This window comes from Streptomyces griseochromogenes (assembly GCF_001542625.1).
GTDB classification, from domain to species: Bacteria; Actinomycetota; Actinomycetes; order Streptomycetales; family Streptomycetaceae; genus Streptomyces; species Streptomyces griseochromogenes.
The window spans coordinates 6,786,322-6,806,295 of the sequence record NZ_CP016279.1 but is presented as its reverse complement, the minus strand read 5'-3'; the positions used below and the strand labels follow the sequence as shown (position 1 = coordinate 6,806,295).

Below are 19,974 nucleotides of genomic sequence, written 5' to 3'. Positions count from 1 at the left end.
CGTAGGCCCCTGAAGGCATGGGCGGCATGTGGGGAATGTCACACTCGCTCGCGTACCTACTGGTCGGTATGGTCGCGGGAGCCGCGAACGACAGGAGGCGCGATGTCCGCGACCAACCGCCAGATCCGTCTGGCAGCCCGCCCCGTGGGCGAAGTGAAACCCGAAGACTGGGAGCACCGTTGCGAACCCCACGAGGCACCGGGCCCGGGCCTGTTCGCGGGCCGGACGCGCGCCATCTCCCTCGATCCGGCCATGCGGGGCTGGCTCGACGACCGCCCCTCCTACCTGCCGCCGGTGGGCATCGGGGAGGTGATGCGCGCCGGATCGGTCATCGAGGTCACCGCATCCGACCATCCCGGCTTCCAACCGGGTGATCACGTGGTCGGCACGTTCGGTGTCCAGGAGTACGTGGTCTCCGACGGCCGGGGCGCGATGAAGATCGACACCTCGCTCGCCCCGCCCTCGACCTATCTGGGAGCGCTGGGCATGCCCGGCATGACCGCCTACTTCGGCCTGTTGGACGTGGGGGCGCTGAAAGACGGCGAGACCGTCGTGGTGTCCGGGGCCGCCGGAGCGGTCGGCACCATCGCGGGGCAGATCGCGAAGGCCAAGGGCTGCCGGGTCGTGGGCATCGCCGGAGGGCCGGAGAAGTGCGCGCTGCTCACCGACGAACTCGGATTCGACGCGGCGATCGACTACCGGGCCGACGACGTCAAGAAGGCGCTGCGCGAGCACGCCCCCGACGGTATAGACGTCTACTTCGACAACGTCGGAGGGGACATTCTCGACGCCGCGCTGACCCGGCTGGCGATGCACGCGCGCGTCGTGGTGTGCGGTGCGATCAGTCAGTACAACAACGCCACGCCGGTCAAGGGCCCCTCGAACTACCTCTCGCTGCTGGTGCGCCGCGCCCGGATGGAGGGCTTCGTCGTCTTCGACTACGCCAAGCGCTACGCGCAGGCGGCGCAGGAGATCTCCGCCTGGATCGGCGCCGGCCGCATCAAGGTCAAGGAACATGTGGTGCGGGGCACCGTGGACGACTTCCCCGAGACGTTCCAGATGCTCTTCCGCGGCGAGAACGTCGGCAAGCTCGTGCTGGAGCTGGCATGACCACCGCCGAGAGCGGGACCGCCGCCGTGCGGGAAGAGCGGGGAGACGGCGCCTCGCTCCAGGGAAAGGCGGCGATCGTCACCGGCGCTGCCGGCGGGTTGGGCCGGGCCACGGCGCTGGCGCTGGCGAAGGCGGGGGCACGTGTGGTCGTCGCGGATCTTGACACGAGGGGTGGCCGGGAGGTGGCCGACCTGATCGGCGGCCATTTCCGTGCCTGTGACGTCTCCGATCTCGACGCCAATCGCGCACTGGTGGAGTTCACCCAGGAGACGTACGGCGGTGTCGACATCGCGGTGCTCAACGCGGGGGTGGCGACCGGATGCGGCGTCGGCGAGGATTTCGCCCCGGCACGCTACCGCCGGGCGATGGGAGCCAACCTCGACGGTGTGGTCTTCGGCACCCATGCCGTGCTGCCCGCGCTGCGGGCCCGTGGCGGAGGGGCGATCGTCGCGACCGCGTCCCTGGCCGGGCTGGCTGCGGTGCCGCTCGATCCGCTGTACGCGGCCAACAAGCACGCGGTCGTGGGACTCACACGCTCCCTGGGGCCGGCTCTCGCACCGGAGAACGTGCGCTTCAACGCGATCTGCCCGGGGTTCGCGGAGTCGCGGATCATCGACCACCTGCGCGGCATGCTCTCCGAGCAGGGTCTGCCGGTCATCCCGGCCGAGGCCGTCGCGGACACGGTGCTGCGGATCCTCACGGGTGACGGCACAGGGGAGTGCTGGTTCATCCAGGCCGGCCGCGAAGCGGAGCCGTTCCGCTTCCGCCGCGTTCCCGGCCCGGGCAGACCCGTCGGCGTCTGAGACGTTTCCGGGGTGGGTCCGGAGGACGACCGGGCCCACCCCCGCTGCCGTTCCGAACCGGCTCGAACGGCCTCCAGCAGCTTGGGTCCCTCATGAAAAAGCGTTCTCTCCACAGACTTGACTGACTCCAGAGAAGGCGTACGGTCGAGGGAGAGATGGCAACCCGCTCCCGAAGGGGGTTGTCCGCATGGACCACACAATCCTCCGAGATCCCCGCTCCGGTGGAACGGCCGTCGACACGGCTGCCTCCGGCTCTTTCACGATGCGGCGCTGGGCTCTGCCGTGGACGCCGGCCGCGTGTCGCCTGGCGAGGACAGCAGTGCGCGACGCACTGCCCCGATGGAGTCTCGGTGAGCTGGTCCCGGCCGCCGAACTGCTGGTGAGCGAGCTGGTGTGCAATGCGCTGCGGCACGGCGCAAGCCCGCTGCGCCTCACCCTTGAGCGGGTGCCGGACCTGCGCTGTTCGGTCAGCGACGGTTCTTCGAAACCTCCGCGACCCGCCGCCGCCGGCCCTGAGGACGAGGGTGGCCGCGGACTGGCACTCGTGGACATGCTCGCCGCGCGGTGGGGCTGTGAGCGCGGGCTGCCCGCGGGGAAGACCGTGTGGTTCGAGCTTCACGCCGAGGCGGACACACCGGTACCGGGCGCAAGGGAATGCCCGGACAGGGAGAACGTGCCCGAGCGGGACGGGGGCGTCCCGGACGGCCTGGGTACATCGAAGGGCGACTGGAAGAGCGAGGCCGCATGAGCACTACGACGACCGGCGAGGAACCGATGGCGCAGGCCGCGGCGCGACTGCGCACGTCGGGCATGCGGGTGACCGCCCAGCGCATGGCCATGCTGATGGCGATCTCCGAGTCGGCCGGCCACCTCGACGCCGACGCCCTGCGCGAGCGAGCTCAGCGGGTCACGGGCAGCCTGTCCCTGCAGGCCGCCTACAACGTGCTCCGTGCCCTCACGGACGCCGGTCTGGTGCGGTGCACCCAGATCCCGGGTCACCCGGCACGCTACGAGACCGATCACCACGACAACCACCACCATTTCGTGTGCCGCCGCTGCGGCGCCATCCGTGACGTCGAGTGCACGGTGGGTGCGGCTCCCTGCCTGGAGGCACATCTGCCGGCGGAGTACGACATCCAGGAAGCCGCCGTGACGTTCTGGGGCCTGTGCCCCGACTGCCGGGCAGCGACTCCGGCGTCCTGACGGAGGCGGGCCCCGCCCGCACCACTGTCCTCGCGGGCCATCGGGGCGGACTCGGACTGGCAGCCTGCCGGTGGGGCCGGGCAGGTCCTCCATCGTCGTGGTGATGCGCATGATGAGCGGGCGGATCGTCTCGCACCCCCCGTCCCGCCACCCGCCGTCACAGTCTCCCGGCCCGCGGTGTGAGGGCGACGCAACCGAACTTCCCACACGCCTAACAGGTCGGAAACCGGACGCTACGGTCGTGGGACTAGCTTCCTGACCATGAGGGTGTGGACGCCACTACAGTCGGCGCTCGGCAGGCTCGGCACAGTCGGCAAGGGCGGTTCAGGCCCGGGCGGTCCGGGGCGCCGCCACCGTGACCGAGCGTCTCCAGGCCGCCGGGCGATGCCTGGCTGGCGCAGCATCAGGGGCCGGGTCGCGGTGGTCATCACGGTCCCGATCTGCCTGCTGCTGGCAGTGGCCGGTCTCGTCGTGCACGGCCGCGCCGAGGCCCTCGCAGACGCCCGGACGACCCGTAGCGAGGTCGGCCTCAGCTTACGAATCCAGGCCCTGGTACACCAGCTGCAACGCGAACGCGGCCTGACCAACGGCCTGTTGGGCGGCGAGAAGGACTTCCGCCCCTCGCTCGCCGCTACCCGCGAGCGCGTCGACACGGCACTGCGCGGAATGCGCCACGAAAGCACCGTCGAGGATGTCATCCATCGGCACTTGCGGCACCTCGGCGACATCCGGGCCGCCGCGGACACGGACACCGCGGACCGGGCCGCGACCCTGGCGTTCTACACCACCGCCGTCGATGCCCTCAACGCCGTCGACCCGGTGGCGGAGACCACGACCGGCGCCGACCGCCAACTGCGCGACGGGCTGGAGGCGTTGCGGGAACTGGCCGCGGCGAAGGAGGCGGTCGCTCTCGAACGCGGACTCCTCAACGGCGTGTTCGCCGAAGGCGGCTTTCACGGCCGTGAGTACCTCACGTTCACCGAGGTACGTGCCACACGGGTCGCCGCCCTCGCCCGATTCCGGCATGTCGCCACCGCACCCCGGCGCGCGACCTTGAAGCACGCCTTCGGCACCGAGGACGCCGAACGCTCCATCGCCTACGAGAACCGGGCGGAATCCGCCGCCGACGGCTCCGCGCTGCACGCCGATGCCGGCGCCTGGTGGGATGCGATGACCGTACTCGTCGACGATCTGTACGCCGTCCAGCAGTCGGTCGGTGACGACGTACGGGACCGGGCCGATCGGCTCAGCCACGACGCCGAGGCGGGCCTCGCCACCTCTCTCGGCGCGGGATTGCTCATGGCCGCCCTCGTCGCGGGCCTCGCCGCCTTTGCCTCCCGTTCCCTCACACGCCCGCTCGGCGCGCTCGCCGAAGCCGCCCACGACGTGGCGCGGCACCGACTGCCCGCAACGGTCGCCCGCATCCAGCAGTCCCCGCAGGACGCTGCGGAACTCCTCCTGCCGGGGGACGTCCCGGACGACCCCACGTCACGGCCCCTGGGCGGCGCGGCGGAGATCGCCGAGGTCGCGGCGTCCCTGCACCAGGTGGAACGAACCGCCCTCCACCTGGCTGCCCAGCAGGCCGGCCTGCGCCGCAACACCACCGAATCGCTCGCCAATCTCGGCCGCCGCAACCAGAACCTCGTGCGTCGTCAGCTCAGCCTCATCACCCGCCTGGAACGACAGGAACTCGACCCGGACGCCCTCGCCGAACTCTTCGAGCTCGACCATCTCGCCACCCGTATGCGGCGCAACGCCGAGAGCCTTCTGGTCCTGGCCGGGCAGAATCCGCCGCAGCCCCTGGCGGTACCAGCCGACGGCCTGGAAGTCGTCCAGTCCGCCGTCGCCGAGGTGGAGCAGTACAGGAGGGTGCTGATCGCGGCCGTGGAACCGGTTCGGGTGCGCGGACACGCCGTCGCCGACGTCGCCCACCTCCTTGCCGAACTCATCGAGAACGGGCTGACGTTCTCGCCGCCGACCGAACCGGTCGAGGTGCACGGCTGGTACGACACCGAGGACGACACGTACTGTTTCGCCGTCGTCGACCACGGCATCGGCATGTCCGAAGCCGACAAGGAACGTGCCCAGGCCCGCTTCTCCGGCACCGGCGAAGAAGCCTTCCTCGCCGCGCCCACGCGGTTCCTCGGCCATCTCGTCGTCGGCCGACTCGCCCGCCGCCTCGGCGAAGGCGCCCAAGTCCACCTCTTCGACACCACGGGTGGCGGCCTGTCCGCACTCCTTGCCCTCCCCGGGCGCCTGCTCGCCCCCCTGGAGGGCCCCTCCCTCTCACCCCCGCCCGCCCGGCCCGCTGTCTCCTGCCTGCTCAACGGATTCAGAGCTGGTGTCGCTCGTGCCGAGGCCCGAAGCACACAAGGAGCGTCATCGTGACCACCGCAGTGCAGAGTTTCGGCTGGCTCGTCTCGGAGTTCGTACGCACCGCCGACGGCGTCACCGATGCCGTCGCCGTCTCCTCCGACGGCCTGCTCATGGCCGCCTCGGACAGCCTCGGCCGAGATCGCGCCGACCATCTCGCCGCCGTCGTCTCCGGCATCACCAGCCTCGCCCAGAACGCGGCGACGGCACACGGCTTCCACGGCATGAAGCTCGTCATGATCGAGATGCTCGGGGGCTTCCTCATGGTGGGTCGCATCCGCGACGGCAGCTGCCTCGGCGTCCTGGCCGCAGAGGGGTGCGACGTCGGCCTGGTCGGCTATGAAATGGCCGTCCTCGCCGACCGCGCCGGAGAACTGCTCACCCCTCACTCGGAAACGGTTGGTGAAGGTGTGCACGGCTGAGGTGCGAAGGGTTCTGCGCGGGCGATGAGCAGGGCGACGTCGTCGTGGTTGTCAGGGTGCCGGAGCCCGTCGAGGAGCCGGTCGCAGGTTTCCTCCAGGTCGCGGTCGGGCGTGTCGAGGAGATGGAGGAGGGTGTCGAGGCGTGCCTCGATGGAGTGGTGGCGGGTCTCGACCAGTCCGTCGGTGTAGAGAACCAGCTGGTCGCCGCGCCCGAAGACCAGAGTGGTCGTTTCGAACGGGACACCGCCGACTCCGAGTGGGACGCCGCTGGGCAGGTCGAGGAGCCGAGGGTGCTCGCGGCTGCGGACGAGGACGGGCGGCAGGTGCCCGGCGTTGGCAATGCGGCACACGCCGCGGTGGGGATCGTAGACGGAGTACACGCAGGTGGCGATGTACCGCTCCAGCCCGGAGGTGATCGAGTCGAGCTGTTCGAGGATGCGTGCGGGGTCGAGGTTGAGGTCGGCGAAGGCGGCCGTGGCGGTGCGCAGGCGCCCCATGGCGGCGGCGGCGTCTATACCGCTGCCCATCACGTCGCCCACGACGAGCGCCGTCCTGTCGCCACCGAGCGGGAGTACGTCGTACCAGTCGCCGCCGATCTCGTAGGCTGCCTGCGCAGGCCGGTACCGGCACGCGACGCGCAGACCGGGCAGGTCGGGCGGGGCGGTCGGGAGCAGACTGCGTTGCAGGGTCTCGGCCGCGTTGCGCACGCTCTGGTGCGCGCGGGCGTTGTCGATGCATACCGCGGCGCGGGAGGCCAGCTCGGCCGCGATGGCGAGGTCGTCCTCGTCGAAGGGCCCCGGATCCCGGGCGCGGACCAGCTCCAGGCAACCGAGGACGGTGCCGCGGGCGGTGAGGGGGACGGCCATGTAGGAGTGCACCCCGCCACGGGCGAGGAACAGGGCCGCGTGCTCGTCGCGGGCGATGCGTGACAGGTCGTTCCCGTCGGCGTGGGGGATCAGGATGGGCCGGCCGGTGCGCACGCAACGGGTGGCCAGACGGTCGGCGTCGTAGGCGGCGATCCGGCCGGGCGATTCGGCTGCCTTCACCGCTTCGGTGGGGTAGGCGGCTTTCACCGCGAGGGTGCGGAAGAGGGCGGGGCCGCGGCCGGAGGCGGGGCGGTGTTCGTCGAGGACGGAGTCGAGCACATCGACGGCGGCCACGTCGGCGAACGCGGGAACGGCTACCTCCGCCAGTTCCCGGGCCGTCTGGTCGACCTCCAGAGTGGTGCCGATGCGGGCGGAGCCGTCGGCGATCAGCGCCAGACGCCGCCGCGTCTGGCTGGCCTGCATCGCCGACCGGTAACGGTCGGTGACGTCCAGTACCAGTTCGGCCACTCCCAGAACATGCCCCCGGGCGTCCTCCAACCGGTACACCGAGATCGACCAGGCATGCGGGTACTCCGGATCAGTCGCGGTGGAGCTCAGCACGGTGGCCTGGTCCACCAGGGAGATCCCGGTCTCCAGGACATGACGCATCGCGGCCTCGGGCACCTCGAATCTCGCGTCCTTCATGACCTCGCGGTAGTGATGGCCGAGGTGCTCTTGGGCGGGAACGCCGTGGATGCGCTCAAGGGCGGGGTTGACGGCCAGGTACCGCAGAGCGGTGTCGAAAATCGCGATCCCGATGGGCGACTGGGAGATCAGCCGCGTGGAGAACGCGACATCGCGCTCCATCTGACGTAGTCGGAGCGAGTCGGTACCGAGCCCCAGGGCGTAGAACTCGCCGTGGTCGTCCAGCAGCCGCATGTTGCGAAGCTCCACCAGCCGCGTGCCGCCGTCCTTGCACCGCACGGGAAACGTGCCGGCCCAGCTCTGCCCGGTCTCCATGACCTCGGCGAATTTGCTGATCACCCAGTCCCATTGCTCTGCGTGAACGAGCAGCTGTGCGGCGTACTGCCCGAGCGCCTCCTCGGAGGAGTAGCCGTACAGCTCCTCGGCCTGCGGACTCCACAGAACGATCCGCCCCTCGGCGTCCAGCAGCACCGCCGCGACACCGAGGAGGTCCATCAGCCCGCTCGGCTGTGACGGCTCGTCCCCTGGCCGGCGGGTATCCGCCCAGCCGTGGTCCGCGAAGGACCATCCGGCTTCGCTCATCGCAGGCACCCCTTCCGCCGGCCGACGCCACACGGAGCCGTCCGCCGGCCTGGGAGCCGCGCCTGTCTGCATCTGCAGGCGCTTCGACTTCCATGGTCCCTCCGGACCACCGGACGACACACCCTGGTCCACGGGGCGCGCCAGGCCGTTGCGGTTCAGTCTCTGCGCCTACGGATACGGGTGTTGCCGCAACACCCGGCAGCGCACCGGTCCTGGCCTGCGGATCGAGAGTGTTGCGGGCTGTCAGGCGGGGCGGCAACGGGTCCGGGGTGTTGCCGGTTTGTCGATTGCCCGGCGCAACGGATTCATCTGTCGCCATTGTGTGGCTCGTCGCTAGGCGGGCCCATCCGGGGCGCCGCTGTCCCGGCCGGTGTCCGGCGGGGTGAAGAAGGGAAGGTCTGATGGATCGCTCGCTTGTGTCGGTGAGGGCGGCGCTGGTGCTGTTACTCGCCGCGCTGGCCGGTGTGAGCGCCGGCCTGCTGTCGGTGCTGGCCGGAAACGGGATCGCGGGCGGCGTGCTGGCCGGGCTCACCGCCGCGGGCGGAGCCGTGCCGGTGTTCAACCAGGCGATCGCCCCGGACACCAGCCACTGCAGGACGGCTGTCCGTGGGGCGGAATCGAACACCACCTACAGCGGGCCGGCTGTCCGCGGGGCGGACTCGAAGGGCGGTGGCGCACGTGGGTGAGCTGCGTCCTCTCGCCCAGGACCTGACACCGGAATCCCGTGCGCTGGCCATGGCGCTGCGGGAACTGTTCGAAGGACTGGAAGTCTCGGTCCGTCGCTACGCGGCCCGCCGCGTGCGCGACGCCGGCACCTTCTCCCGCTACCTCGGCGGCACGCGCGTCCCGCCGTGGGAGGTGGTGATGGACCTGTTCACCGACGTCGCGGAGCACCGCGGCATGGCCGCCACCCCGGACGCCATCGAACTGGTCCGCCGCCTCCACCGCGCAGCCGTCGAAACCAGCGCCTCACCTCGCCACGCGGTCGAAGTACTGGAGCAGCAACTCGCCGAAGCGGACCGCGACTCACGCCGCTCCATCGCCCGCGGCGACGCACTGAGCGACGCGCTGCTGGACCGCAAACACCGCATCGCCGACCTCGAAGTGCGTCTGAACCAGCTGGAAGCCGAGTGGAGCGCGGAACGCGCACGAGCCGAGCGCTTGGCCGCGGCCAGCCAAGACGTCACCGAACTGCTCCATGAACGCGACCAGCTGCAGGACGAAGTCACCCGTCTGTCGGCCCAGCTCCACGAAGCGCAAAAACGGCGCGACGAAGCGGAACAGCGCTGCACTCTGCTGGAACGGCAGCTGGAAGCGGTCGAACAGGTGCAGACCCCCGTCGCCGCCGTGACCCCGACGGTCTCACGGGCCATGCCCAAGGTCCTCATCGTCGACGATCAGCCGGACAATCTGATGGCCATGACCGCCGTCCTGTCCACCCTCGACCAAGAACTGGTCGCCGTCTCCTCGGGCCGCGAAGCCCTCAAGGCCCTCCTCGACCACGACGACTTCGCAGTGATCATCATGGACGTCCAGATGCCCGATATGGATGGCTATGAGACCGCCGCCCACATCAAACGACGCCCGCGCACCCACGACGTGCCCATCATCTTCCTCACCGCCATGGGTACCGACCCCGAACACTCTGCCCGCGGTTACGCCGCCGGCGCGGTCGACTACATCGGCAAGCCCTTCGATCCCTGGGTCCTGCGCGCCAAAGTCGCGGTGTTCACGGGCATCTACCTCGAACAACGGCGCCTGGCCGGAGACCAGTGACCACAACCTGGCCCCCTTGAGCTCCTCCGCGACGTACTGGTCGCGCTCAGGAGCCCGGCGGGGCCTTGTAGAGCCGTACAGTGGCGGCGACTTTCCGTATCGTCGTGTCCGACACCTCGTCGGACACGTTCTTGGCGCCGAAGAACGACCAAGAGACCAGGTTCCCCGCGGTGTTCTTGAAGGCGAAGGTCCATGCCTTGCCGTCCGTGGTGCACTTCTTCGTTTTCTTCACGCCCACGGACCAGGCCGTGCCCAGAGTGCCCTTGAGGCCGGAGCTCGTGGTGAACGCCTCGACGGTGCTGGTCTTCACCTTCGTCTTGTCCGGCTGGGTGTACCCCCCGTACACCCAGGTCTTCGGGTCGGAACCGGCGATCTCCTGAGTGCTTCGGTAACCGTGGTTGCCCCTCGTACCCACCTGGGCCAGAGGTACGTTCTCGAGTGTGCCGTCCCGGTTCTCGTCCGAGGAGCACCACTTCTTCTGCAGCATCGCGACATTGCGTATGGCGATGAGTGGTTTGTCGTCCGGGTCCCCGTCCTTGGAGACATAGGAGACCCAGTCGGCAGACTGGATCTCCCATTGGGGCGGGACATCGAACGCGATTCCCTGGGTCGGATTCGTCACGACCTTCCAGCCCTTGATCGTGGCGGTCTGGGTGTCGGCTCCCCGGGGGTTGGCGGAACTCCGCGACGGCGATGCGGTGTTGGTCGGCTTCGGGCCGGGCTCGTCGTGCTTGTGGTCGCCGAGCACAAGGAACGCGGTGACGCCCGACGCGAGCACGACGGCCGCCGCAGCGATGGCGGCGACGAGTCCGGTCCGGTTTCGGCCACCACCGGCCGGCGGGGGCACGGGTGCGCCGGCGGTCGGCTGTGCGGGCATCTGCCAGTGCTGGGGCTGCTGGTAGGGGTTCTGCTGAAACGGGCCGGGACCAGGCTGCTGGTACGGGTTCGGCTGGCCGGGGCCGGGCTGCTGGTACCCGTTCGACTGGTGCCCGACCGGGGGCTGCTGCGGATTCTGTCCGCCGCCCGACGACTGCTCTCCTGGCCACATGTGCCGCAACGATACGGCAGCCGCTTCCAGAGGAATGGCCGAGGGTGACCGGGACGGGCCGAGTCTGCCGAGTGGCGTATTCGCGCTGGTTGGTCCAAGACAGCCTGCGGTTGGCGCGCCCCGCTCGTTCCAGTCCGACGGCTGTCGGCGGCTTCAGTGGGTCGGGGCCTCATTACCTGGGCGGTAATCGCGCGGCCGGGCGGGGCGCGGCAAGGTGAAGTCATCGGGTTCCGGGCCGGCGCACTCCGGCACGGGGCCTGGGTCAACTGACGTGAATGTCAAGCTACTTCACCGGAACGGGAGTCCCGCCATGTCGATCTACACCACTGCTGTCGCCCGTTACTTCGAGGCGTGGAACGCCGCCGACGCCGACACGCTCGCCAAGGCGGTCGCCGCGGCGTGGTCCGAAGAGGGCACCTACACCGACCCGCTGGCCGACGTGGGCGGCCACGAGCAGATCGCCGCTGTGATCCGGGCCGCGCACGAGCAGTTCCCCGGCTTCGAGTTCAGGCTGGCCGGTGACGTGGACGGCAACCACCACATCGCCCGCTTCGGCTGGGAGCTCGTGTCCACCGCCGACGGCTCCGCGCCGGTCGCCGGTTCGGACGTGGTCACCCTGGCCGAGGACGGCCGGATCACCTCCGTCCTCGGCTTCCTCGACCGGCTCCCCGGGGCGTGAACCTTCACTCCGGAGAGCATCGACAAGGACCTGCTCGATGTCCCCCGGGGGGCGTCCGCCCGCTGTACTCCGGTAGGCGGCCGTCACCTGATCGCCCATGGCGGCCGGGGAGCGTCTGACCAGGGCCGATATGCCACGGGCCCCAGGGAGCAGGCATCCCCGGGGCCCGGTGTCCGGAGTCGTACCTTTCAAGCGAGCTGCGACCGGCGATCACGCGGTGGCGGCGGGTGCACATGGCCCAGTAGTGCTCGCCGAGTTCGTCCGGCTGCACGACGGGGACGTCCATGGGATGGCCAGGGCCGCGGCGAGCCGGCGATCGACGGCCGCATGCCCCGGCCACACCCGGGGGTGTGGTCGGTGAGCGTACGGCGAGGCGGGGTCACGCCCCTCGGTCAGGCCCTAGACGTGATCGCGTCGGTTTGCGCGCTCCTCTCCGGATCGAGAGCGGCGGCTCCTCGCGGCCCAGACGAACAGAGCTCCGACGGCGAGCAGCACGCCGGTGGCGATGCTGAGCGGCAGTGTGGCGTTGTCCGCGCCTGTCTCGGCGAGAGAAATGTCCTTCTTCGGCGCGCTGTCCTCGGGGGTGGCGTCGGGGCTGACCACCGTGGGGGTGTCCGAACCGCCGGCTGCGGGGGGTTGCGACCTCAGCGGGCTCGCGGAGTTCCCCGTGGTTCCTTCGGCGGGTCGGGAAGCCGGGGTCGGCGCTGACTCAGGCGTCTTCGACGGCGTGCCTGCACCGCAGGCCGAAGGGACCGTCCATTTCTGCGCCCGTCCGCCACCGCATGCCCCGACGGTCAGCCGGCCGTCGGCCGCGGCGGTGAGACAGCGTCCGGACCGGACGTTCGTGAGGGCCATCGAGGACTTGTCGTAGGTCCAGCGCTTGGCATCGTCGGAAACCCTGCCGAACGTCCCGAGCTCACGGGAGCCCTTGCAGTCGCGGACGTGGACGGCGTCACCGTCCTGGGTCAGGCAGCCGCCGTACGCGAGACGCAGGGTTCGGTCGGCGGCGTGCACCCAGCCCCGGTCGATGGTGGCCCTGCAGTCGGACAGCCTGGCGGACATGCCGTCGGTGCGCCTGCCCGGGGCGCTGAGGCATTGCTCGCCGTGCCGGACGAGGCCGCGCACGGTGTTGCCGATGGCGTTGAGCTGCACGCTGCCCTGCCGGGTGACCTCGACCCTGGACAGGGACTTGCAGTACATGCTGATCTTGGTCGAGGCGACGGAGGCGTTGACGGTGCCGCCGTTGCCTTGGGGCAGGCCGAAAGAGACGGCGGCGCTCGGCTGGTCGTAGCAAGTGGAGCGGGGGTTGTTCCACTCGAATGCCTCGGTCCAGTCCGACATGCCCTTCGGGGAGATGCCGGAGGCCCTGGTCTTGAGGCTGCCCAGATCGATGGACGTGCCTGCGGTCGCATCGGTGACGGTCGCCTTGAACCAGCCGTGCCCGACCGCGGCGACCTTGGACACATACGTATGGCCTGCCCGCCAGCCGAGCGGCGCCACACAGTGTCGTCCCTGGCCCGTCTCATGGAAGGTGCTGCACGTGGCACCCCGGTCTCCCGGCCTGGACCCGGTGGCGTTCCAGAGCGAGAAGACGAGTCGCCGCTCGGCACCACCGTTGCTCTGCATGCCGATGTAGCCGCCCGTCTTGTCGTCCAAGCCGAACTGGTGGGCCCAGAAGACGTCGGCGGTGTAGCCCGGATCGCGCAGCGGGGTTGTCGTCCAGGTGACTTCCTTCATGGTGCCGGTGTCTTTGGGAAAGCTGTACGAGGTGTACTCGGAGCCGGGGTGGCCGCCTGCGGCGACGGCCGACGACGTGGCGGTGAGGCCGAGGCCGGACACCAGGCCGAGCGAGAAGAGAGCGCCGAGAACGCGGCGTCCTCTACGTCCGTTGATCATGCTGAGTCCATTTCCGTAAGGCTTTGCGCCTGCGGAGCTCCCGGAAGGGGAACCGCTGACGGGGGCCAGAAAGGTGGGCGTGCTCGGTCCGCTGGGACCTGTGCTGCGGGAACGGATGCCTGTACGGGGCTCTGCGCCTGCCACCACGCACCCGGTCTTCTGGACAGCGGACAGTCAACGCAGCGGTTCAGGCCGACCGGAAGGGCGGCGGTCTACCTCTTCGGAGAAAACTCGGGTCCCCATCCCCGATCACTACGGAGGCCGTGCGGCCAGGGGGACCGTCGGGCGAGTGATCGACGGCGTCACCGGCTTCGGCCTCTCCGAGCTCAGGAGGGCCTCCGACAGAGTGATCGACGGCAGGGGCCAGGAGGGATGCGCCGGCGCTGCCGCGGCCCGCTTCAGCGCCGGGCCGCTGCGCAGGCCCAGACCGCTGGCATCGGGGGAGAAGGCCGTGCGGGGGGCCATGAGCTTGCTGCCCGCGGCCTTGGGCAAGCTGCCCGGATCCACGTTCGGCACACTTCCAAGGACCCCCCGGTCCGGTCCCCCATGCCGGGGACAGGGCATCCGGCGGAGTTCGCCGCGGCCTGGCGGCATGTGCGCACCGCGAGCGGCTGCTGACTTCCAGTCCGCCCACGACAAAAGACCGGGAGAGGCCTGGGGCCTCGGATACCGACTCCACGGGCCCGCGAACAACGCAGTCCTCGTTGCACGAGCCGAGGCGGAGCGTAGGAACCTTTCCGTTCACGTCCGGTCGAGTCCGTCCCCTGCGTCACTCCTTCTGCTGGTCACGGCATATCTACGGGCGTAGTTCGATCGACAGATCCGCCATATATCGAGCGGTGGAAGTCTCTTGGAGGCAAGGACCGGGTCTGCCGAGCACCCGGTTGACGAAGCGACCTCAGGAACAAGAGATGCCCAAGACGGTTGTGCTGTTTTCCGGCGGCGTGGAGTCGACCGTCGTGGCCCACCAATTGAGTCGCGAGGGCCACGAACTCCGGCTGCTGGCCATCGACTACGGGCAGCGGCACCGGCGCGAGCACGAGTTCGCCCGGATCATCGCGGAGGGACTCGGGGCATCGTTCCGCGTGATCGACATTCGGCAGGTGGGTGGTCTGCTGCCCGGGAATTCGCTGACCGACGACAAGGTCGCCGTGCCGGACTACGACCCCGCCATCCGCGGACGGGAGTTCGTGGTTCCCAACCGAAATGCCATTTTGCTGTCCATCGCCTTCGCCGTGGCGGTCGCCGAGCAGGCGGATCAGGTCGCCATCGGCTCCATAGCCGGTGACGCCCAGACCGGCGACTGCACCAGGGAGTTTCTCCTGGCCTTCAACACCATGGAACGAGTGGCCACCGCGGAACTCGCGCCGGCCGGCCTGTCCGTGGTGGCTCCCCTGATCGATATGCAGAAGGCCGACGTCATCCGTCTCGGGGAATCCCTCGGAGTGCGCTGGCAGGAGACGTGGAGCTGCTTCCGAGGAGGCGATAAGCAGTGTGGCACCTGCGCCACCTGCTACGACCGCCGGACCGCTTTCGCCAAAGCGGAAGTGATGGACCCCACCGAATATGCAAGGGACTGAATGAATGCTGCGTATCACCAAGGACTTCCAGTTCTCTGCCAGCCACCGACTTGACCACCTGCCCGACGACCACCAGTGCGCCCGCCTTCACGGTCACAACTACACCGTTCAATTGGAACTCTCCGTGCAGTCGCGTGACGACCTGACACGAGCCGGCTTCGTGCGCGACTACGGTGATCTGGCGGACTTCAAGAAGTGGTTGGACTCGGAACTCGACCACCGTCATCTCAATGACGTGATCAGCGGCAGGAATCCGTCGGCGGAGAACCTGGCGATGTGGATCTACGAATTGTGGTCCGAGCGCTTCAGTGAGATCAGCGCGGTCCGGGTTTCCGAGACCCCGAAGACCTGGGCGGAGTACCGTCCGTGAAGGTCACGGCGGACATCGCCGAGTTGCGGGACGACATCGCCTCGACCCGGCTCGTGGTGAATGAGATCTTCGGGCCCACCGTGCAGGGTGAGGGCCCGTCGGCCGGACGGCGGTGCGCCTTCCTGCGCCTCGGCGGCTGCAACTTGTCGTGCAGGTGGTGCGACACGCCCTACACCTGGGACTGGCAGGGCGTCAGCGATACGGGCCGGGCCTTCGATCCCCGTACGGAACTGCGGCTGCGCATGGCCGAAGACGTGCTCGATGAATTGCTCGCCATGACGGTGCCGTTGATCGTCATCAGCGGCGGTGAACCCCTGAACCAGCAGAACCGGCTTGTTCCGGTGGTGCGCGGGTTGCGGGACCGGGGTGTGTCGATCGAGATCGAGACGAACGGCACCGTCGCCCCTTCCGACGAACTGGTCGGGCTGGGCGTGCGCTTCAACGTTTCACCCAAGCTGGCCCACTCCGGTGATCCGGAGCACCGCCGTATCAGCCCGACCGCGCTGAAAAGGCTTCAGAACACTCCGGACGTGGCATTCAAGTTCGTCTGCAAGACGTCTGACGATCTGACCGAGGTGGGCCGGCTTCAGGAGCGGTTCGGCCTCGAGCCGGTCTGGATCATGCCAGAAGGAAAAGTCCAGCAGGACGTTACCGACAACCTACAGGCGCTTGCGGACGAGGTGGTGCGGCGAGGGTGGAATCTGACCACCCGGCTGCACGTACTCGCCTGGGGCGACCAGCGAGGAGTATGAGAATGGCTGTGACGTTGGAGCCCGAGCAGGCCCCCCGCCTGCTCGACCGCCCAGAGGGAACTCCCGATCCGCTCGAAGGCCTCGCCCGTCAGCTGCTCATCGAGATCGGCGAGGACCCGGACCGTGAAGGACTGGCCGACACCCCGCGTCGCTACGCGAAGTGGTGGCGGGAGTTCATCGGGTACGAGGCGGGAAAGACGGAGACCCTCTTCGACAGCATCAGCGACAACCAGCTGGTCTATGTCTCCGGAATGCTGGTCTGGTCGCTCTGTGAACACCATCTCCTCCCGTTCAACTGCAACCTGACGATTGCCTACCGCAGTGACAAGAACCTGCTCGGGCTGTCCAAGTTCGCGCGCATCGCGCACAAGCACGCGCATCGGCTCCAGGTGCAGGAGCGTCTGGTGTCGGACGTGGCCGACGAGATCTCGCAGATCACGGGTTCCGAGGACGTGGCCGTCATCGGACGCGGTGAGCACCTGTGCATGACGATGCGCGGTATTCGTACGCCGGCCCTGATGACCTCGGCCGCGTTCCGGGGTGCTTTCGCACAGGACGGCCCCGAACGCACACAGCTGCTGATGCTCGCCCAGAACTCCGGTGGCTCCGCCTCGCACTGACAGTGTCGCCGGCCGTCGGTTTCACGACCGGCGGCGGGCACAGCGGAAATATCCACGAAAGGGACATCAGTGAACGCAGAGATAAACGGGCTGCGCGAGTTCTACCTCGATCGCGGCACCGGCGGGCAGACCCTCTTCCAGACCTGGGAACGGGGCGAGGCCCGCGGGGACTCCGTCACTCCTTCGACCTACTCGACCAGGTACCGCGCATGGATGCACGACAAGCTGGTGCGCGCGATGAAGGACGCCGAGACGGACCGTCTGCTGAGCCTCGGCAGCGGCAACGCCGCGGTCGAGCAGGGCATCGTGCAGGCCGGGTATCGCGTCCTGGCCGTCGACGCCGTGCAGGAAGCGGTCGACATCGCCGTGGCGAAGGGTATGGAAGGGCTCTGCGCGGACGTCATGACATGGTCGCCGGAAGGCACTTGGCCGGTCGTCTACGCGGACGGGCTGCTGGGGCACCTCTACACCGAAAGCGCGGGCCTGTCGGCGGTGTTCGAGCGGATCCACTCCTGGCTGGCCGATCACGGTGGCCGGGGCACCTTCCTCGTCTCCAACGACAGCCCGGTGAACGCCGAAGCGGTTCAGGCCGCGCCCGGGGTGCCCGGCTTCTCCTGGCTCTCCGGCGAGTACATGCGTGACCAGGCGCTGGCCGCGGGCTTTTCGGATGCCGAGGTCCAGGTCTTCGACTACGAACGCCCGCTGTCCGGCAAGCGCAGCCGCGCCGTGATCACAGCGAACGTCGCGTTCTGACCACCGACTGAAGAAAGGCGACCATGCCGGCAAGTCAGGCTTTCGAGCGGCGACTTCAACCAGTACTGCATGCGGCCGCGCGGTGCTTCGGAACCCCGTTCCACATCTACGACGAGCAGGGCATTCACGAGACCTGCACGGCTTTCGACGAGGCGTTCGCCCGCACTCCGTACCGGGAGTACTTCGCGGTCAAGGGGCTGCCCAATCCACGGATGCTGAAGATCCTCGCCGGCCGGGGGCTGGGCTTCGACTGCAGCTCCGTGCCCGAGCTCACTCTCGCCGCTCAGGCGGGGGCCGTGGGGCACGACATCTGCTTCACCTCGAACAACACCAGCAGCGACGAGCTCCTGGCGGCGCTGAAGCTGGGGGCGCTGATCAACATCGACGACGTCGCGGTCTTCGGCAAGCTGGAGGACCTCGGTCAGGTGCCCGACACCCTGTGCTTCAGGGTGCAGCCGAGCAAGGCCGTCGACACGGGCGAGTCGTATCTCGGCGACGTGGAGTCGGCCAAGTTCGGCATTCCGGTGACCCAGCTGGTGGACGTCTGCGCCCGAGCGCAGCGCCGCGGCGTGACCTCCTTCGGCCTGCACATGATGCTCGGCTCGGGTTTCCTGTCCACGGAGCCCTTCCTGCGGACGGTGGACCTGCTGTTGGAGCAGGCGGAACGGCTGCGTGCCGAGCTCGGCATCACCGTCGAGTTCATCAACCTCGGCGGCGGGCTGGGCATCCCCTACGAGCCGGACCAGCGGCGCTTCGACCTCGCCGGACTGGGCAGCTCCATAACCGAGCGGCTGGAGCGCTGGGAACGGCAGCACGGCGTGCGACGCCCCCGCGTCCTGTTCGAGAGCGGCCGCTTTGTCACCGGTCCGCACGGTGTCCTGGTCACCCGGGTGGTGAACCGGATGAGCAAGGCACGCGAGTACGTCGGCGTCGACGCCGGCATGAGCGCCCTGATGCGTCCGGCCATGTACGGCGCGTACCACCACATCACGGTGCCCGAGGGAGGCGACCGTCCCACCGAGGTCGTGGATGTCGTCGGCTCGTTGTGCGAGAACAACGACAAGTTCGCCAGACGACGGGAGCTGCCCGCGGTCGCCGAGGGCGACCTGGTGGTGATCCACGACACCGGCGCGCACGCTCTGTCGATGGGCTTCAACTACAACGGGCGGCTGCGCCCGCAGGAGCTGTTGCTGCGTACGAACGGCAGTGTCGAGCGGATCCGACGGGCGGAGGAGGAGCGGGACTATTTCGCCACGCTCGACTTTCCTCCGCTGCGCATGGCGCCCGAGGACATCTCGGCCGGCGCGTCGTGATGCTCCAGGGCGGAGGGAGCCGCGAGGACCTGCTGGCCCTCGCGGCGGAGAGCGGCCACCGGCCGTTGGACCTGTCGCTCGGTGTGCCGGCCGATCCGGCACCGGCCGCCGAGCCCGGGGCGGGCACCGCCACGTCCGCGGCCTATCCCCCCAGCAGGGGCACCGAGGAGCTGCGGGCCGCGGCGGCGGGCTATCTGCAGCGCAGGTACGGGGTGACAGTGCCGGTCGACTCCGTGGCGGCCTGCGCGGGCTCCAAGGAGTTCATCTCGACCCTGCCGCTCTTCCTGCGCGATGCGTCGGATGCGACCCGCGAGGGCTCTCGCCGGGACACGGTGCTGATCCCTTCCCTCGGCTATCCGCCCTACGAGCTGGGCGTCCGCCTTGCCGGGCTGCGCCCCCACCGCGTCCCCGTCGACGCGGAGTTCCGGATGCGATTGGATCTGCTGCCGCCGAAGGTGGTGGCCCGAGCGCTGTTCCTGTGGGTCAACACTCCGGCCAATCCCACCGGAGTGGTGGAGCCGCTGGCACCTGTCGTCGCTTGGGGACGGGCCCATGGCGTGCCGGTGGTATCGGACGAAGCCTATGCCGAAGCGACCTGGTGCGACGAGCCGCGCACGGCGCTGTCCGACGGCCTGGACGGCGTGCTGGCCGTGCACAGCGTGTCCAAGCGGTCCAACGGACCTGGCCTGCGACTGGGCTTCTACGCCGGTGACCCCCGACTGGTGGCCCAGCTGGTCCCTCGTCGGCGGGCGGCCGGACTGATGGCGTCGGATGTCTCGCAGGCGACGGGAACCCGGCTCTTCGCCGACGATCACCACGCGCTCGCGCAGCGCCGACGCAACGCGGGGCGGGTCACCGAGCTGGTCGACGAGCTGAACGCGAACGGCGTTTCCTGTACGGCGCCCGAAGGCGGACTGTTCGTCTGGGCGAGCGCACCAGGCGGCGATGGAACGGCGTTCGCCCGTGCCGCCGCCGCCCGCACCGGAATCGTGCTGGCGCCCGGAGTGACGTACGGTCCGGCCGGCCGAGGCCATGTCAGGATCGCCGCCGTTCACGACCGTGCCGTCCTCGCACCGCGGCTCGCCTTGCTCGACCGACTTCTCCTCGGTCCGCGGACCGCCTCGGACCGACCAGCAGCCAAGCCCTGTGCGAACCCTACGGGACTCGTACAGCCACGATGATT

General features: G+C 69.2%; 20 protein-coding genes. 16 read left to right on the top strand and 4 right to left on the bottom strand.

All coding sequences use genetic code 11. The annotated features are described in order from the left end of the window. The first annotated feature begins 102 nt into the window (after positions 1-102). The 6 genes from AVL59_RS29185 (at position 103) to AVL59_RS29160 (ending at position 5,911) form a co-directional block, all read left to right on the top strand. Positions 103-1,110, top strand: a complete 1,008-nt coding sequence (locus tag AVL59_RS29185) for an NADP-dependent oxidoreductase (RefSeq protein WP_208870464.1) — start codon at positions 103-105, stop codon at positions 1,108-1,110. Beyond that, positions 1,107-1,913: an SDR family oxidoreductase gene (locus tag AVL59_RS29180; RefSeq protein WP_079147059.1), complete on the top strand. Its 807-nt coding sequence runs from the start codon at positions 1,107-1,109 to the stop codon at positions 1,911-1,913. Before AVL59_RS29185 ends, AVL59_RS29180 begins: the two co-directional genes overlap by 4 nt. A gap of 187 nt (positions 1,914-2,100) precedes the next feature. Then, complete coding sequence (locus AVL59_RS29175) at positions 2,101-2,661, top strand: ATP-binding protein (RefSeq protein ID WP_335743757.1); 561 nt, start codon at positions 2,101-2,103, stop codon at positions 2,659-2,661. Beyond that, entirely contained in the window at positions 2,658-3,116 is a 459-nt protein-coding gene (locus tag AVL59_RS29170; protein ID WP_067310255.1) for a Fur family transcriptional regulator, read from the top strand. The genes AVL59_RS29175 and AVL59_RS29170 overlap by 4 nt, the downstream gene beginning before the upstream one ends. 384 nt (positions 3,117-3,500) lie before the next feature. Continuing rightward, entirely contained in the window at positions 3,501-5,504 is a 2,004-nt protein-coding gene (locus AVL59_RS29165; protein WP_237281712.1) for a sensor histidine kinase, read from the top strand. Next, the gene (locus AVL59_RS29160) at positions 5,501-5,911 is read left to right on the top strand and encodes a roadblock/LC7 domain-containing protein (protein ID WP_067310251.1); all 411 of its coding nucleotides are present in this window, start codon (positions 5,501-5,503) and stop codon (positions 5,909-5,911) included. Before AVL59_RS29165 ends, AVL59_RS29160 begins: the two co-directional genes overlap by 4 nt. On the opposite strand, the gene AVL59_RS29155 is transcribed toward AVL59_RS29160, so the two are convergent. Beyond that, positions 5,875-8,004, bottom strand: a complete 2,130-nt coding sequence (locus AVL59_RS29155; protein WP_067310247.1) for a SpoIIE family protein phosphatase — start codon at positions 8,002-8,004, stop codon at positions 5,875-5,877. The genes AVL59_RS29160 and AVL59_RS29155 overlap by 37 nt on opposite strands. Before the next feature lie 401 nt (positions 8,005-8,405). On the opposite strand from AVL59_RS29155, the gene AVL59_RS29150 reads away from it, so the two are divergent. Together AVL59_RS29150 and AVL59_RS29145 are read left to right on the top strand one after the other, a co-directional pair. Further along, on the top strand, positions 8,406-8,690 hold the full coding sequence (locus tag AVL59_RS29150) for a hypothetical protein (protein ID WP_079147058.1): 285 nt from the start codon (positions 8,406-8,408) through the stop codon (positions 8,688-8,690). Then, positions 8,683-9,780, top strand: coding sequence for a response regulator (locus AVL59_RS29145; protein WP_067317914.1), 1,098 nt, complete (start codon positions 8,683-8,685; stop codon positions 9,778-9,780). The genes AVL59_RS29150 and AVL59_RS29145 overlap by 8 nt, the downstream gene beginning before the upstream one ends. Positions 9,781-9,826: 46 nt before the next feature. Here AVL59_RS29145 and AVL59_RS29140 read toward each other — a convergent pair whose 3' ends face one another. Then, positions 9,827-10,828, bottom strand: a complete 1,002-nt coding sequence (locus AVL59_RS29140) for a DUF8017 domain-containing protein (RefSeq protein ID WP_067310232.1) — start codon at positions 10,826-10,828, stop codon at positions 9,827-9,829. 310 nt (positions 10,829-11,138) lie between these two features. On the opposite strand from AVL59_RS29140, the gene AVL59_RS29135 reads away from it, so the two are divergent. Then, positions 11,139-11,507 carry a nuclear transport factor 2 family protein gene (locus tag AVL59_RS29135; protein WP_067310229.1) on the top strand — a complete coding sequence of 123 codons (369 nt, stop codon included), beginning with the start codon at positions 11,139-11,141 and terminating at the stop codon, positions 11,505-11,507. Positions 11,508-11,906: 399 nt separating this feature from the next. On the opposite strand, the gene AVL59_RS29130 is transcribed toward AVL59_RS29135, so the two are convergent. Both AVL59_RS29130 and AVL59_RS53725 read right to left on the bottom strand, forming a co-directional pair. Further along, entirely contained in the window at positions 11,907-13,403 is a 1,497-nt protein-coding gene (locus AVL59_RS29130; protein ID WP_067310226.1) for an RICIN domain-containing protein, read from the bottom strand. Positions 13,404-13,655: 252 nt separating this feature from the next. After that, complete coding sequence (locus AVL59_RS53725) at positions 13,656-13,910, bottom strand: hypothetical protein (RefSeq protein WP_208870463.1); 255 nt, start codon at positions 13,908-13,910, stop codon at positions 13,656-13,658. Between the two features lie 404 nt (positions 13,911-14,314). Between AVL59_RS53725 and queC the strand changes: the two genes are divergently transcribed. From queC to AVL59_RS29090, 7 genes are all read left to right on the top strand, one after another. Then, positions 14,315-14,983: a 7-cyano-7-deazaguanine synthase QueC gene (queC, locus tag AVL59_RS29120; RefSeq protein WP_067310220.1), complete on the top strand. Its 669-nt coding sequence runs from the start codon at positions 14,315-14,317 to the stop codon at positions 14,981-14,983. A gap of 4 nt (positions 14,984-14,987) precedes the next feature. Beyond that, on the top strand, positions 14,988-15,353 hold the full coding sequence (locus AVL59_RS29115) for a 6-pyruvoyl trahydropterin synthase family protein (protein WP_067310216.1): 366 nt from the start codon (positions 14,988-14,990) through the stop codon (positions 15,351-15,353). Continuing rightward, positions 15,350-16,105, top strand: a complete 756-nt coding sequence (locus tag AVL59_RS29110; RefSeq protein WP_237281711.1) for a 7-carboxy-7-deazaguanine synthase QueE — start codon at positions 15,350-15,352, stop codon at positions 16,103-16,105. Before AVL59_RS29115 ends, AVL59_RS29110 begins: the two co-directional genes overlap by 4 nt. A gap of 2 nt (positions 16,106-16,107) precedes the next feature. Then, positions 16,108-16,725 carry a GTP cyclohydrolase I gene (folE, locus tag AVL59_RS29105; protein WP_067310214.1) on the top strand — a complete coding sequence of 206 codons (618 nt, stop codon included), beginning with the start codon at positions 16,108-16,110 and terminating at the stop codon, positions 16,723-16,725. 69 nt (positions 16,726-16,794) lie between these two features. Next, positions 16,795-17,478 (top strand): class I SAM-dependent methyltransferase, encoded by a 684-nt coding sequence (locus AVL59_RS29100; RefSeq protein ID WP_067310212.1) that lies wholly within the window; start codon positions 16,795-16,797, stop codon positions 17,476-17,478. A 23-nt stretch (positions 17,479-17,501) separates the two neighbouring features. Then, positions 17,502-18,791: a diaminopimelate decarboxylase gene (gene lysA, locus AVL59_RS29095; RefSeq protein WP_067310210.1), complete on the top strand. Its 1,290-nt coding sequence runs from the start codon at positions 17,502-17,504 to the stop codon at positions 18,789-18,791. Then, the gene (locus tag AVL59_RS29090) at positions 18,791-19,972 is read left to right on the top strand and encodes a pyridoxal phosphate-dependent aminotransferase (RefSeq protein ID WP_067310208.1); all 1,182 of its coding nucleotides are present in this window, start codon (positions 18,791-18,793) and stop codon (positions 19,970-19,972) included. The genes lysA and AVL59_RS29090 overlap by 1 nt, the downstream gene beginning before the upstream one ends. Positions 19,973-19,974 lie beyond the last annotated feature (2 nt).

What these genes read in the sequence shown, in the direction of transcription:
- lysA (WP_067310210.1), top strand. Translation starts at nt 17,502, where the DNA reads ATGCCGGCAAGTCAGGCTTTCGAGCGGCGACTTCAACCAGTACTGCAT.
- queC (WP_067310220.1), top strand. Translation starts at nt 14,315, where the DNA reads ATGCCCAAGACGGTTGTGCTGTTTTCCGGCGGCGTGGAGTCGACCGTC.
- AVL59_RS29090 (WP_067310208.1), top strand. Translation starts at nt 18,791, where the DNA reads ATGCTCCAGGGCGGAGGGAGCCGCGAGGACCTGCTGGCCCTCGCGGCG.
- AVL59_RS29170 (WP_067310255.1), top strand. Translation starts at nt 2,658, where the DNA reads ATGAGCACTACGACGACCGGCGAGGAACCGATGGCGCAGGCCGCGGCG.
- AVL59_RS29185 (WP_208870464.1), top strand. Translation starts at nt 103, where the DNA reads ATGTCCGCGACCAACCGCCAGATCCGTCTGGCAGCCCGCCCCGTGGGC.
- AVL59_RS29115 (WP_067310216.1), top strand. Translation starts at nt 14,988, where the DNA reads ATGCTGCGTATCACCAAGGACTTCCAGTTCTCTGCCAGCCACCGACTT.
- AVL59_RS29140 (WP_067310232.1), bottom strand. Translation starts at nt 10,828, where the DNA reads ATGTGGCCAGGAGAGCAGTCGTCGGGCGGCGGACAGAATCCGCAGCAG.
- AVL59_RS29155 (WP_067310247.1), bottom strand. Translation starts at nt 8,004, where the DNA reads ATGAGCGAAGCCGGATGGTCCTTCGCGGACCACGGCTGGGCGGATACC.
- folE (WP_067310214.1), top strand. Translation starts at nt 16,108, where the DNA reads ATGGCTGTGACGTTGGAGCCCGAGCAGGCCCCCCGCCTGCTCGACCGC.
- AVL59_RS29175 (WP_335743757.1), top strand. Translation starts at nt 2,101, where the DNA reads ATGGACCACACAATCCTCCGAGATCCCCGCTCCGGTGGAACGGCCGTC.
- AVL59_RS29180 (WP_079147059.1), top strand. Translation starts at nt 1,107, where the DNA reads ATGACCACCGCCGAGAGCGGGACCGCCGCCGTGCGGGAAGAGCGGGGA.
- AVL59_RS29135 (WP_067310229.1), top strand. Translation starts at nt 11,139, where the DNA reads ATGTCGATCTACACCACTGCTGTCGCCCGTTACTTCGAGGCGTGGAAC.
- AVL59_RS29150 (WP_079147058.1), top strand. Translation starts at nt 8,406, where the DNA reads ATGGATCGCTCGCTTGTGTCGGTGAGGGCGGCGCTGGTGCTGTTACTC.
- AVL59_RS29130 (WP_067310226.1), bottom strand. Translation starts at nt 13,403, where the DNA reads ATGATCAACGGACGTAGAGGACGCCGCGTTCTCGGCGCTCTCTTCTCG.
- AVL59_RS29165 (WP_237281712.1), top strand. Translation starts at nt 3,501, where the DNA reads ATGCCTGGCTGGCGCAGCATCAGGGGCCGGGTCGCGGTGGTCATCACG.